Below are 13,216 nucleotides of genomic sequence, written 5' to 3'. Positions count from 1 at the left end.
CCCTCAGGGTGCAAGCACCCCGGGTTCGCTCGACTTGCATGTATTAGGCACGCCGCCAGCGTTCGTCCTGAGCCAGGATCAAACTCTCCATCATAATGGTTCCGCTCGCACACGGGGGTGTGCTCGCGCTGGCTTCTTTCTTGCTTCGCTTTGCTTTCATTCAGTTTTCAAAGGGCAATTGATTCGCCGCCCAAATGGCGACTTTTATACTTTATCACAGAATCTCCATGGCGTCAAGAAGAAATTTTTCAATGTGTTGATGAATGGCTTAAATGCCTTCCTCAATGACGCGAATTCTAATTTAACACGCCGCTTTTTTGTCGTCAACCATTGATTTCAATGATTGGTTCACCCCGTTGGCTTGATGAATAAGACCGGTGTGATTGCGACGGATTTATAATTTATCATCTACGCTTTAATTATGCAAGGGTTTATTTACGATTTTTTATTACTTTATTTCCTTTAGTTAAACAGTAATAAAACATATTAAAAAAAGACGGTAATCCCGTCCATTTTTTTATCGTTAACCTGGGAGCACCAAAAAGTGTACTGCAAACAGCATGAAAACACCTGGAACTCCTAAAAATCCAGCGACAGCTGAGGTGAATAGATTAATCGGCATATGCAAGCCAGCAAGATTTCCGAATAAGTTAATCAAAAATAATGCAAGGGCACCTAACATCATTCGTACAGCACCATGCCCCAACCATTGAAACGGCTTTATTGGAACGCCTAGAAACATCAATACAAAGACGCCAAGACCAACTGCAGCGACAATAAGAACCGGATCCATGTTATCGCCTCCCAAGCTTTTTACAATATCTATATGCTTGGGATTACAAAGACTTGCCTAAAATAGACAAGTCTTTCTTTCACCTATTCCTTCATTAACACGTGTCTCTCCGTTTGCAATTAAATGGGGAGGCTGTAATTTTTCTTTTTAATAGCGGATGAGCTGAGTCAAGTATTTCATAACCTACAATTCACGCCTTCCTTCAACCGCTCTTGAAAGGGTGACTTCGTCGGCATATTCCAGATCCCCTCCAACGGGTAATCCATGAGCGAGTCGTGTCACTCGTATCCCTGTTGGTTTAATCATACGAGAAAGGTACATGGCTGTAGCCTCACCTTCAATAGAGGGATTGGAAGCGATGATTACCTCCTGTACAGTGTCGTCTTGCAGACGCTTAATAAGCTCAGGGATACGAATATCTTCTGGGCCAACACCGTCCATCGGAGAAATCGCTCCATGTAAAACATGGTACAATCCTTGGTATTCCTGCATTTTTTCCATCGCCATTACGTCTTTTGAATCTTCAACTACACAGATAACAGAACGATCGCGATGGCTGTCATCACAGATGATACATGGATCTCGATCGGTAATATAAAAGCAGGTAGAACAATGCGTCAGATCACGTTTCGCATTTACAAGTGCTTTAGCGAAATCGAGTACATCGTCCTCCTTCATATTGAGTATATAAAAAGCAAGGCGGCTTGCTGTTTTCGGGCCAATACCCGGCAACTTCATGAAGCCGTCAATGAGTTTTGATATCGGAGCAGGGTATTGCACGCCTCATGCCTCCTAAAACATTCCAGGTGGTAGGTTCATTCCTTTCGTGAACTTACCCATGTCCTGTTCCACAAGTTCATCTACTTTGCCCATAACTTCATTTATAGCTGCTAACATTAAATCCTGCAGCATATCGACGTCTTCAGGATCGACAACTTCTTCGTCGATTTCAACATCAACGATACGTTTATCACCCGAGGCAACGATCTTTACGGCGCCCCCGCCCGCCGTTGCTTCTACAGTTTTTTCTTTCAATTCCTCTTGTGCTTCCTGCATTTGCTTTTGCATTTTTTGCATTTGCTTCATCATGTTACCCATATTCTTCATACGTTTTGCCTCCTTTAAGATTTCAAATTTGGATCATCCATGACCTCGATTAAATCTGGGCCAACAAGCTTTCTTGCTTCCGCAATCAGAGGGTCCTCCTCTTGCGTTCTTTCCGCTTCTGTAGAAGGTGTTTGCTCTGCCTCTGGCTGTTGCTTTCCTCGGTACGCTTCTTTAAGCTCATCCCAGTCCTGCTTGATAATCGTCAAGATTTGATAACTATGATCATTGTTATTCGCGATTGCACTTTCTGTCAACGTCTTAAATTTATCAGCAATCATGCCACGATGCATTTCATTTTGAAAAACAAGTAGAACTGCATCCGTTGTCGCTGCAACAGGCTTTGCGTCATTCAACCAGGCATGGGCAGGCACACTTTCTTTTTTGACCGTTTGCAACGTATCTCCCCAACGCGACTCAATTTTCATCCGCTCTTCTTTTGAAGCATGGCCTAACAATTTTTTGGCTTGTTTAACACCTGCACCGCTCCCGGCATTTGGAGAGGATGATCGTTCACGAGGTGCACCTTGAGGCCGTTGCGAGACCTCCGCAGAGGTCCCCTTCCCTTCTTGATCGCCCCCTTGCTGATTTTCAAGAGCACGTATTTTTTCTTGAAGGGTTTGCACTTGCTCTGCCAGTTCCTGAACCTGCCGATCATCAGTTGCACTCGTCGAAGACACGGCTTCTCGTTGACAAATATGGATGACAGCCATTTCTAGAAAAATCTTAGGATGGGATGATCCTTTCATTTCCCTAAGCTCTTCATGGAGCATGTCAATCGTTTGGTGCGCCCAATTTGCCTTGATCCGGTCAGCAAGGGATTGGAAGGTGTTATCCACTTGCACACGATCCAAAAGCTCCTCCACGTCCGGTGCCGTTTGATAAAGCAATAGATCTCGCAAGTAATAGATTATATCTTCCATAAATCGCAATGGATCCTTACCTTCACGGATCAAAGCATCGGCCGCCTGCACGGCTTCCTTTGCATCCTGCTCCATAAGCGCCGACACTGTGGAAGCCAGAAAAGATTGCGAAACCGCGCCAGTAATCGCAAAAACATCAGATGCGGTTACTTCTGACTCAGCAAAAGAAATGGCCTGCTCAAGCAAACTCAGTGCATCCCGCATCCCACCTTCAGCTGCCCGAGAAATAAAGTGGAGTGCTTCTTCCTCAACCTCCACATCTCCTGCAGCAATAATCTGTTTCATACGGGCCACCAAGGTTTCCCCACTAATCCGCTTGAAATCAAAACGCTGGCACCGGGAAATAATAGTAAGAGGGATTTTATGAGGCTCGGTCGTTGCTAGAATGAAAACCGCGTGAGCAGGAGGCTCTTCCAACGTTTTTAAAAGCGCATTAAAAGCACCCGTGGAAAGCATATGCACTTCATCGATGATATACACTTTGTAGCGAACATCGCGCGGCGCTGCGATCACGTTGTCACGTATGTAGCGAATTTCATCGACACCGTTGTTGGAAGCTGCATCAATTTCAATCACATCCACAACTGAACCCGATTGAATCCCTCTACAAGCTTCACATTCATTACAAGGTTCAGCTACAGGTGCATGATCACAGTTGATCGCCTTAGCGACAATTTTAGCTGCACTCGTCTTCCCTGTACCTCTCGGTCCACTAAATAAATAGGCATGGGCGAACTTTTGCTGCCTGAGCGCATTGTGCAACGTTTGCGTAATGTGATTTTGACCAGAAACATCCTCGAGACGTTGAGGACGCCAAACTCGGTATAGCGCTTGATAACTCAACAAAAGCCCCCCCTGCTTATCTCATGGCATCGAGCGATCATACTTACCTTTATTATACTGTTTACAGAGAGCTTTTTCAAAATGAAAAGATCTGATGGAACAGCTAGGGCTCCTGGGACTTTATTCAAAAATTACTGTTCGTTTTTTGCTTCTTATATAGCATATAAAAAACCCCTTGCGCAGGGGTTTTTTTACTCAAGTTATGTATGCCGTGCACCTTCCTTCGATAAGCATATCATAAGCGTTACCTAAGCAGTTAGCTCGATCCAGGCGCCTCCGCGGCACACGGAAGATCCCGCTTACTGCTGCTTCCTTCCGGACCTGACAGGGTTCACGGGTTCCCGTTGCACGGAACCCGGATGTCAACACCACTTACAAAGGGCAGACCTTACAATATGCAAACCTGGGGAAGGGATTCGGCCTCGCTCTAGCGGATTGCGAGTATAGGGCACCGCTACCTCCCCGCTTAGCACGGCAAACTTCAGTATACAATATAGAAAACTACAAATCAACAGGCGTACGTAAATCGATTATTCCAAGATTAAATGGAGGTGAAGTCTAAATAACCTTTTTAACAAGATATTATGATTCGTCATCCATTACGTCCTAAATTTCATCTTCTCCATTCTCCCTGTAATTACTGATCGATTCCTTTTTCTTCTTCCGAAGCTCTTGAAAAAAGGACGATAATAACACGCTACATTCATCTTCCAACACCCCACCTGTGACTTCACTAACATGATTAAACCGGTTGTCATTCAGGAGGTTCATCAGTGTACCCGTGCACCCGGCCTTTGGGTCTGCCGCACCAAAAACGACACGGGGGATGCGTGACTGCAAGGCTGCGCCTGCGCACATCGCACACGGCTCCAACGTTACGTACAGCGTACATTCTTCTAACCGCCAGGAATTAATGACCTTGCTCGCGGTATACATCGCTATGCATTCCGCGTGCGTAAAGATATGCTGCTCTTGCTCCCGCCGGTTATGAGCACGTGCAATTACCTCGTCTTTATGTACAATCACTGCACCAATCGGCACCTCACCTTCAGCTTCGGCTTTCTCAGCCTCCACAAGTGCCAGTTTCATATATCGTTCATCTTTTTCCGCTTGATCCATATGAAACGCCCTTTATCTTTAAGATATGAAAAAACGCACCTCATTCATTGAGCTGCGTGCTTGATTACATTATTAATGGCGGAGGAGGAGGGATTCGAACCCCCGCGGGGCGTTAACCCCCTGGCGGTTTTCAAGACCGCTCCCTTCAGCCAGACTTGGGTACTCCTCCGTATGTATTTATCTCCCACTGACAAAAAATATCTTAGCATGTTCTGAAAACAAATGCAAGGCCATCAAGCAATTTTTTAGAACCAAAGCTCAAGAAATTTATCATAAATGACCTCTTATCTCTGCTGCAAAATCAATAAAATCAAGGAGATGCTCCTCAATAATCGCCTGTAGGATCGGTAACTGCATCCGCTGATAATCATAAATGGCGACATTTCGAAAACCCATCCATTTTTTGGAGCCGTTCACTAAGCTATTTATCTAAGAACTGTTTTTCACTCAAAAGCCATCAGGATCAATAACGCCCACGGAGTTATGGTAAAGAAGCGTAGTCAAAACCTACGCTTCTCATCATTATTTTTCTACCACCCTTGGATCCAATGCATCTCGCAAACCATCACCGACGAAGTTGAAACTTAGTACGGTGATAAAGATCATTAATCCAGGGAAGAGCGGGTAATACCACGCAGTTAAGAAAACCGTTAAATCTTGGGAATCAGAAAGCATATTCCCCCAGGTTGCCGTCGGTGGACTAATTCCTAGCCCAAGGAAACTAAGGGTGGATTCCGTGATAATAAAAGCACCAATAGCAAGTGTTGCAGCCACGATGACTGGACCTATGGCGTTCGGTAAGATATGACCAAAAATAATTCTTCGTTTTGGTAGACCTAATGTCTGCGCAGCTAAAACAAACTCACGTTTCTTTAGGGAAAGAAATTCACTCCGCACAATTCTTGCTGTCCCCGTCCAACTTAAGATGGCAAATACAATTATAAGCATTTCAGGACTTGGCCGAAAGACAGAAACGATAGTGATTAAGAGAAAGATACTTGGAAAAGAAATAATAATGTCGACAACTCGCATTAGTACACCATCAATCCAACCGCCAAAATAACCAGCAACCGATCCCACAACCACACCGATTGTTGTCGCGCTAAGCATCGCAGCAAAACCAACCCATAGCGACATTTGACCGGCGTAAAGCATCCGACTATAGATATCTCGTCCTAAATGATCTGCCCCTAACCAGTTTTCCGCACTGGGGGGAGCCAGGCGATCGAGTGTCGAAGTAGCATTCGGATCATGTGTCGCGAGCCACGGTGCAAATATCGCACTACTAATAATGATCGTAAGCATAATTAAACCTATAACTGCAAGCTTATTCTGAAAAAACTTTTTTAAAATAATACTGAGCATAGACTCGTGTTTACCTAGCGTCTCTGCTCCTGTAACCTGAGGGGGCGGCTTTACTTCTTGTTTCATTTGATTTTCATCCATTGGGTTTTGCCACTCCCTCCTTAATATTCAATGCGTGGATCAACAACCGCATACAGAATATCGGCGATTAGGTTGCCGAGAACGACAAGTACAGCGCCAAACATCGTTAACGCCATTATCACCGGGTAATCACGTTGAAAAGTGCTATCGAGAAATAACTGACCGATCCCTGGCCAAGTAAATATTTGCTCAACGACAACGGAACCACCGATAAAAGTCGGCAACAATAATCCAAACATCGTGATTAAAGGCATTAATGCGTTACGTAAGGCGTGTTTATAAACGACCTTACCTTCTTTGAAGCCTTTCGCTCGCGCTGTTCGAACATAGTCTTGATTTTTCACTTCAAGCATGCTCGTCCGCGTATAACGAGTCATCTGAGCCATATCTGCTGTTGCAAGAACAAGTGCGGGTAAAAGCAAATGATGCAAACGATCGAAGAGATTAAATTCTCCACCTAGGGTACCAACCCCACCAACCGGAAACCAGCCTAATTGCACACTTAAAAAGATGATTAACATTAGTCCCAACCAGAAATTTGGAATCGATACACCGAAAAATGAAGCAAATGTAAACACATAATCCCTTTTAGAATACTGTCGAATCGCTGAAACAATTCCAATTGGAATTGCGACTACCATCGTCATAACGGTCGAAGTGATCATTAAGACGAGTGTATTCGGCAAACGTTCCGTAATCATTGTAGCTACATCTCGATTTGTTATAAATGAACTTCCCAAATCCCCTTGTAATATGTTCCCTGCCCAACGCAAATACTGAACGGGTATTGGATCATTTAATCCCATTTCTTCCAACTGGGCCTCTCGATCTTCAGGTGAAATATTCGGGTCGAGATCCAAGGCTGTGGGCTCCCCAGGGGCAAACTGCATAATGCCGAACGATATAATAGATATACCAATTAGAATTGGAATCGTCATGAGGATACGCCGGATAATATATGCTGTCATCTTAAGATCTCCTTTATGTAAAAAGCAGAAGGGGCAAGGCCTGCCCCTGCTTTTCCAAAAGACTTTACTCTTCTTCTACCCACCATTCTTCAATGCGGAAATAATCACCCCTAGGAGACATTTGGAAACCTTGTATTTCATCAATGTGTGCTTGGTGGATATCTGGATAATACATAAATGTGTAAGCTTGATCTTCAGTCACTTGAGCATATGCTGCTTGTATTGCTTCTGCACGTTCATCTTGATCAACAAAGCTGCGATTATCTTCCGCTAACTCATCAAATTCTTCGCTATTATAATGAATATTATTCTGTCCTTGTTCATAATTATCTGAATGCCATAAAGGTTCAGGATCTGGATCAATGCCTAAACTCCATGCTCCAGCAATCGCATCAAAATCCCAGTTTGGTGGTTGGATCCTATCAAGATAAGCTCCAAACTCCATCGTATCCGTCTGCACATCGATACCAATGTCAGCGAGCATGTCCTGAACCACAACCACCCAGTCCACACGTGCATGAGATTCTTGATTCGTTAAAAGTTCAAACGAGAAAGGCTCACCTTCATATTCCATTTGACCTTCTTCATTTTGTTCAAATCCTGCTTCTTCCAGTAACTCTACAGCACCTTCCGGGTCATAAGGAACCTCTTCTATATCATCACTATATGCCCAACTCATCGGGTGATGAGGGAAGTGAGCAATCTCCGCGTGGCCTTGGAGAACTCCATCAATAATGGCTTCACGGTCTATTGCCATTGTCATTGCGCGACGTACACCCGGATCATCAAATGGTGGTCGATCATGATTCCATCCTATATAGTTATAGTTGTACCCTGTTTCTGCCACCACCGTCACGCCATCTATGGCTTCCGCTGTCTCTAAGTCTTGTGGACGGATATTAGCATGATCGACTTCACCCGCTTGCAACATGGCAAGAATCGCGTTCGCATCCTCAGCCAATCTTAATGTAACAGTATCCAAGTATGGGCCTTCGCCATGGTATTCATCATGCGCTTCAAGTGTGAGGCTCGTACCATGATCCCATTCCGCTAGTTGTAAAGGCCCGGCACCCACGACTGCATCAGAAGTGGAGAATTCATGATCTTCTTGTTCATCCGCCGCTACATCTCCAAGAATATGCTCCGGCATAATTTCAAAACCAAGTGCGGAAGCTTCTAGCGCTGCATCCGGTTCGCTAAGCTCAATCGTTACCTCAAATTCATCCGTGGCTTCTATATGATCTACTCTGTCAAATTGCGTGATCCTATTACCAGTATAATCATCGTCTAAAAAAACTTCATACGTGAAGACAACATCATCGGCCGTTAATTGTTCACCATCATGAAAATAGACATCGTCACGTAATTCAATTGTATACGTAAGGCCATCCTCTGAGACTTCAGGCATCTCTGCCGCAACATCCGGCTCCATCTCCATATCTTCATTATAACGAAGTACTCCGGCGTGTATCATTCTTACTATGTCCGTGGATTGTGTGTCTGAAGCATAAGCACTATGCAGATTATTAGGTTCTCCGGGTTGACCGATAATAATCTCCCCGCCCTCTTGCGGCTCACCAGCCGCCTCACCGTTTTCATCCTCTGCTGCGTCCTCGCCTTCATCTTCTCCAGCTGGATCAGCATCATCGCCGCCCTCTGTGTCTACGTCTTCTCCACCACCGTTACATGCTGTAAGCACTAGCCCTAGAGCCAATACCATTGATAAAAACAACCAATACGCTTTCTTACCCACTAGAAATCCCCCTTGTAAAAAATTAAGTTATGAATGCAAAATGAATACACCAGTTGTAAAAGCATCCCTCCCAGCCCAAGGTAGAGTTAAATCTATTCATATAAGTGACAAGCGACATAGTGATTAGGTTTTACCTCCTGCATCTTAGGTTCAATTTCCTTACAATGATCCATCACATGCGGACAACGCGTATGAAAGACGCAACCGTTCGGCGGATTAGCTGGACTCGGTAATTCTCCCTCGAGTAAAATCCGCTCTCGTTTTCGTTCCCGCGGATGGGAACGCGGAACTGCAGATAGTAACGCCTGCGTATAAGGATGAAGCGGATCGTCATATAAATCAGTCTTTTCAGCAACTTCAGCCATATTACCAAGGTACATGACTCCAATGCGGTCGGAAAAATGCTTCACCACACTTAAATCGTGAGCAATGAATAAGTACGTTAAATCAAAATCAACTTGTAAATCATCCAGTAAATTTAAAACTTGGGACTGGACCGAAACATCAAGGGCTGATACGGGCTCATCTGCTACAATCATTTTAGGTTCCAAAACAAGTGCTCTTGCAATCCCAATTCGTTGTCTTTGCCCCCCGGAAAATTCATGGGGATAACGGTTAAGGAATGACGGATTGAGCCCTACCCGACTCATAATTTCCTGGCATTTCTCCTTTCGTTCTTTGCTCCCCTTGTACAAACCATGTACTTTTAGCGGTTCCACCAGCATTGAGCCGACGGTTTTCCGTGGGTTCAATGAAGAAAATGGATCTTGGAAAATCATTTGCATTTCCCGCCGTAATTTAAAAAGATGTCTTTCTTTTTGCGTAGAGATGTCTTCGCCGTCAAACGTTATTTTTCCTTCCGTCGGTTCATACAATCTCATAATCGTCCGACCTGCGGTTGATTTCCCGCATCCCGATTCCCCGACAAGGCCAAATGATTCACCTTTTTTTATGTAAAAGTTAATGCCATCAACGGCTCTTACGTGTCCTTTTGTTCGTTGCAGCACACCTGACTTAACTGGAAAATGTTTTTTAAGGTTGTCAATTTGGAGAATTTTTTCTTGCTCAAGAGTGGATTTCTCCGGTCCTCTTTCAAGAACTTCTATGTTGTTGACCATGGTTTTTGACTCCCTCCTCGTGCAAATAACAACGAACTTTCCGGCTGGAATCTTTATCAATTAAGGTCGGTTCTTCCTGCTTACAGATCTCCATCGCGTACGGACATCTGGTCACAAAATTACAACCGACAGGTAAATTATCTGGGGTAGGAACTGTCCCCGGTATGGAATCCAACCGTTCCTGAGTACCTTCGATTTTCGGGATTGAATTCAATAAACCTTCTGTATACGGATGAAGAGGGTCATCGAAAATATCTTCAATAGAAGCTTCCTCAACGACTTGACCGCCATACATGACTACGACCCGTTCAGCCAACTCCGCGACAACCCCAAGATCATGGGTAATTAAAATAATCGCCGAGTCATATTCTTTTGAAAGTTTCCGCATTAAATCGAGGATCTGGGCTTGTACTGTTACATCCAATGCTGTTGTCGGTTCATCAGCAATCAATAATTTCGGATTGTTGCTAAGTGCCATAGCGATCATAACCCTTTGCCGCATTCCTCCCGACAAACGGTGAGGGTAATCCTTCATAATGTCATTGGCACGTGAAAAACCAACGGTCTGTAGCATTTCAATCCCAATTTGATGAGCTTCACGTTTTGAAATCTTTTGGTGATAGATGAGTTGTTCTCGAATTTGTTCACCGATCGTATAAACAGGGTTCAAGGAAGTCATCGGTTCCTGAAATATCATTGAAATATCATTGCCGCGCACCTTATACATGGTTTTATCATTTTGCTGCACCAAGTCCTTACCGTTAAAAAACACTTCCCCGCCAACAATTTTACCATTTGGAGAGGGTACCAGCCGCATAATTGATAGAGACGTCATACTTTTGCCTGAACCCGATTCCCCAACAATGGCAAGCGTCTCCCCCTTTTTCACCGAAAAGCTAACGTCATCAACGACAGGCAATTCTGTTTTTTTACTAAAAAAAGACGTTTTCAAATGCCGAACATCGAGAACTGTATCTTCACTCATCAACTATCCACCCCGTTTGGCCTAGTGTTAGATCATGTATGTGTTTATGGATTTTACGCTCAGGAATATCGTATGTAATATTTCACCTTGTATAAGTAGAAGCCCCCTAAGACTAAACTCATTCTAAAGAACCTAGAGACATTATTCAATCATTCATTATTAATTTTTTGACTTTATCACGATGTAATGATGTCATTTCGTAGGTTTTTCATGTATCAATGTATGAAAACGTATCTTTATACTGTTTTAACTCCACATTTACATCTACACTAATAATTCCTTCAATTTTTGCTAGCTGTTCGTTCACAAATGATACTAATTCTTCATTGTCCCGAAAATAGCCTTGAATAATCAAATCATGTTTACCTGAAAAAGCACCGATAAAACGAACAGATTGATGTGTTTTTAATTGGCAGGCAATGTGATCTTGCAACCCTAGTTTTGTTTCTAAGCCAATAATGGCCTGTACGTGTAATCCAATTTTATTTGGATTCATGTGAATAATAAATTCAAACACTTCTTCTTTTAACATCTTATTAATCCTAGCGCGTACGGTACCTTCACTGACGTTAATTACACGTGCAATTTCACTATAGGAGGACTTTCCATTGTCCTGTAGCTTTGCTAAAATCTTAAAGTCGGTCTTGTCCAATTCCATAGCAGCATCCCATCGTTTTCTTTTTATTTCCTACCAGATGACGCCTGAGGATTGTATTTTTTTAATAAATTCGTAAAAATACTGTAAAATGATTATACTTTCTCAGATTCGTAAGATCAATCACTTTTTTGAAAAAATTTTAAGCCCCGATCACAAAGATCGGGACTCTATTTTTACAAACTTTGTTTTCCACCCATATAGGGCTGCAATACTTCTGGAATACGGATGCTTCCATCTTCATCTTGATAGTTTTCTATAATCGCGGCAACGGTGCGACCAAGTGCCAGCCCTGACCCGTTTAACGTGTGCACGAATTCGGAAGCGCCTTTTACTTCACGTTTAAACTTGATATTGGCTCGTCTTGCCTGGAAGTCTTCACAGTTACTGCATGAAGAAATTTCTTTATAGTCTTCATAGCTCGGGAGCCAAACTTCAAGATCGTATGTTTTTGCAGCGGAGAAACCAATATCACCAGAGCAGAGGTCAAGAACGCGGTAAGGTAATTGTAATTCTTGAAGGATTCTTTCGGCATGCTCTGTAAGCGTTGCAAGGGCCTCGTAAGAGTCTTCCGGCTTCGTGAACCAGATGAGCTCAACTTTGCTAAATTGGTGTTGGCGAATTAACCCGCGTGTATCACGACCAGCCGAACCGGCTTCTGCTCGGAAACAAGCGCTATAGGCTACATATTTCATATTTAAATCATCGCTATTTAGAATTTCGTCACGATGGAGATTGACAACCGGAACCTCAGAAGTTGGGATGAGATAATAAGGGTTTCCTTCGAGGCCGAAGGCATCCTCCTCGAACTTCGGCAATTGCCCGGTACCAACCATACTGTCACGATGAACAATATACGGAGGAAGAGTTTCCGTGTATCCATGCTCATCCGCATGAACGTCCATCATGTATTGAATAAGTGCCCTTTCCATGCGGGCACCCGCTCCCTTGTAAAACGTAAAGCGGCTTCCTGTTACTTTTGCGGCTCGTTCGAAATCAAGGATGTCATGGTCATGAGCTAAATCCCAATGTGCCTTTGGTGTGAAAGCAAACGCCCGCGGTGTCCCCCACTGTTTTACCTCAATGTTTTCTTCTTCACTTTCCCCTTTAGGAACCGAATCATGAAGAAGGTTGGGTAAAGTAAGTACTACACCCTGCAATTTTTCCTCGACTTCACGCAATTCCTCATCATAATCCTTAATCGCCTGTGAAATTTCTTTCGTGTGGGCAATTAAATCATCTGCATCCTCTTGGGCACGCTTTTTCTCTGCCACCTGCTTTGAGATTTCATTCCGGCGCTGCTTTTGTTCTTCCGTTTGAACGATCAAGTCCCGACGCCGTTGATCCAGGGAAAGTACCTGTTCTACTTCTGCAGCATCCGTTCCCCTTGTTGCTAATTGTTTTTTTACCTTTTCTGGATTTTGGCGAATATACTTGATATCAAGCATCGTTATCATCTCCTTTTAAAAATAAAAAAAACCGCCCCCGTATAAACAGGGACGGATAGAT

General features: G+C 43.7%; 13 protein-coding genes, 1 tRNA gene, 1 rRNA gene, 1 other RNA gene and 1 other annotated feature (1 of these 17 running past the window's edge). All 16 genes read right to left on the bottom strand.

Features of this window, described 5'->3' with window-relative positions; genetic code table 11:
• A 16S ribosomal RNA gene (locus HNR44_RS12765) occupies positions 1-94 on the bottom strand; the annotation flags it as partial.
• Between the two features lie 429 nt (positions 95-523).
• Positions 524-793 carry a pro-sigmaK processing inhibitor BofA family protein gene (locus HNR44_RS12760; protein ID WP_184404673.1) on the bottom strand — a complete coding sequence of 90 codons (270 nt, stop codon included), beginning with the start codon at positions 791-793 and terminating at the stop codon, positions 524-526.
• 183 nt (positions 794-976) lie between these two features.
• Entirely contained in the window at positions 977-1,573 is a 597-nt protein-coding gene (gene recR / locus HNR44_RS12755; RefSeq protein ID WP_184404672.1) for a recombination mediator RecR, read from the bottom strand.
• 12 nt (positions 1,574-1,585) lie between these two features.
• Entirely contained in the window at positions 1,586-1,900 is a 315-nt protein-coding gene (locus tag HNR44_RS12750; protein WP_184404671.1) for a YbaB/EbfC family nucleoid-associated protein, read from the bottom strand.
• A gap of 14 nt (positions 1,901-1,914) precedes the next feature.
• On the bottom strand, positions 1,915-3,663 hold the full coding sequence (gene dnaX, locus HNR44_RS12745) for a DNA polymerase III subunit gamma/tau (RefSeq protein ID WP_184404670.1): 1,749 nt from the start codon (positions 3,661-3,663) through the stop codon (positions 1,915-1,917).
• A gap of 209 nt (positions 3,664-3,872) precedes the next feature.
• Positions 3,873-4,138, bottom strand: an RNA gene (ffs, locus tag HNR44_RS12740) — signal recognition particle sRNA large type.
• Between the two features lie 131 nt (positions 4,139-4,269).
• Positions 4,270-4,782, bottom strand: coding sequence for a tRNA adenosine(34) deaminase TadA (gene tadA, locus HNR44_RS12735; RefSeq protein WP_184404669.1), 513 nt, complete (start codon positions 4,780-4,782; stop codon positions 4,270-4,272).
• Positions 4,783-4,858: 76 nt separating this feature from the next.
• Positions 4,859-4,951: transfer RNA gene (locus HNR44_RS12730), tRNA-Ser, on the bottom strand.
• A gap of 101 nt (positions 4,952-5,052) precedes the next feature.
• On the bottom strand, positions 5,053-5,178 hold the full coding sequence (locus HNR44_RS18115; protein ID WP_425489457.1) for a hypothetical protein: 126 nt from the start codon (positions 5,176-5,178) through the stop codon (positions 5,053-5,055).
• A 126-nt stretch (positions 5,179-5,304) separates the two neighbouring features.
• Entirely contained in the window at positions 5,305-6,228 is a 924-nt protein-coding gene (gene opp4C / locus HNR44_RS12725) for an oligopeptide ABC transporter permease (protein ID WP_246407374.1), read from the bottom strand.
• Positions 6,229-6,248: 20 nt separating this feature from the next.
• The gene (locus HNR44_RS12720; RefSeq protein WP_184404668.1) at positions 6,249-7,196 is read right to left on the bottom strand and encodes an ABC transporter permease; all 948 of its coding nucleotides are present in this window, start codon (positions 7,194-7,196) and stop codon (positions 6,249-6,251) included.
• 64 nt (positions 7,197-7,260) lie between these two features.
• The gene (locus HNR44_RS12715; RefSeq protein WP_184404667.1) at positions 7,261-8,949 is read right to left on the bottom strand and encodes an ABC transporter substrate-binding protein; all 1,689 of its coding nucleotides are present in this window, start codon (positions 8,947-8,949) and stop codon (positions 7,261-7,263) included.
• Positions 8,950-9,041: 92 nt separating this feature from the next.
• The gene (locus HNR44_RS12710) at positions 9,042-10,067 is read right to left on the bottom strand and encodes an ABC transporter ATP-binding protein (protein ID WP_184404666.1); all 1,026 of its coding nucleotides are present in this window, start codon (positions 10,065-10,067) and stop codon (positions 9,042-9,044) included.
• Complete coding sequence (locus HNR44_RS12705) at positions 10,042-11,052, bottom strand: ABC transporter ATP-binding protein (RefSeq protein WP_184404665.1); 1,011 nt, start codon at positions 11,050-11,052, stop codon at positions 10,042-10,044. The genes HNR44_RS12710 and HNR44_RS12705 overlap by 26 nt, the downstream gene beginning before the upstream one ends.
• A gap of 208 nt (positions 11,053-11,260) precedes the next feature.
• Positions 11,261-11,710, bottom strand: a complete 450-nt coding sequence (locus HNR44_RS12700) for an Lrp/AsnC family transcriptional regulator (RefSeq protein WP_184404664.1) — start codon at positions 11,708-11,710, stop codon at positions 11,261-11,263.
• Positions 11,711-11,883: 173 nt separating this feature from the next.
• Entirely contained in the window at positions 11,884-13,155 is a 1,272-nt protein-coding gene (gene serS / locus HNR44_RS12695; RefSeq protein WP_184404663.1) for a serine--tRNA ligase, read from the bottom strand.
• 44 nt (positions 13,156-13,199) lie between these two features.
• Positions 13,200-13,216, bottom strand: a binding site (T-box leader); it runs 203 nt beyond the window's last position.

It is taken from the genome of Geomicrobium halophilum (assembly GCF_014207655.1).
Taxonomy (GTDB): Bacteria; Bacillota; Bacilli; order Bacillales; family Marinococcaceae; genus Geomicrobium; species Geomicrobium halophilum.
Note: the sequence above shows the minus strand (reverse complement) of the source record. Positions and strands in the feature narration are given on the sequence as shown.

What these genes read in the sequence shown, in the direction of transcription:
- HNR44_RS12700 (WP_184404664.1), bottom strand. Translation starts at nt 11,710, where the DNA reads ATGGAATTGGACAAGACCGACTTTAAGATTTTAGCAAAGCTACAGGAC.
- HNR44_RS18115 (WP_425489457.1), bottom strand. Translation starts at nt 5,178, where the DNA reads ATGGGTTTTCGAAATGTCGCCATTTATGATTATCAGCGGATGCAGTTA.
- opp4C (WP_246407374.1), bottom strand. Translation starts at nt 6,228, where the DNA reads ATGGATGAAAATCAAATGAAACAAGAAGTAAAGCCGCCCCCTCAGGTT.
- HNR44_RS12720 (WP_184404668.1), bottom strand. Translation starts at nt 7,196, where the DNA reads ATGACAGCATATATTATCCGGCGTATCCTCATGACGATTCCAATTCTA.
- serS (WP_184404663.1), bottom strand. Translation starts at nt 13,155, where the DNA reads ATGCTTGATATCAAGTATATTCGCCAAAATCCAGAAAAGGTAAAAAAA.
- HNR44_RS12705 (WP_184404665.1), bottom strand. Translation starts at nt 11,052, where the DNA reads ATGAGTGAAGATACAGTTCTCGATGTTCGGCATTTGAAAACGTCTTTT.
- tadA (WP_184404669.1), bottom strand. Translation starts at nt 4,782, where the DNA reads ATGGATCAAGCGGAAAAAGATGAACGATATATGAAACTGGCACTTGTG.
- HNR44_RS12710 (WP_184404666.1), bottom strand. Translation starts at nt 10,067, where the DNA reads ATGGTCAACAACATAGAAGTTCTTGAAAGAGGACCGGAGAAATCCACT.
- HNR44_RS12750 (WP_184404671.1), bottom strand. Translation starts at nt 1,900, where the DNA reads ATGAAGAATATGGGTAACATGATGAAGCAAATGCAAAAAATGCAAAAG.
- HNR44_RS12760 (WP_184404673.1), bottom strand. Translation starts at nt 793, where the DNA reads ATGGATCCGGTTCTTATTGTCGCTGCAGTTGGTCTTGGCGTCTTTGTA.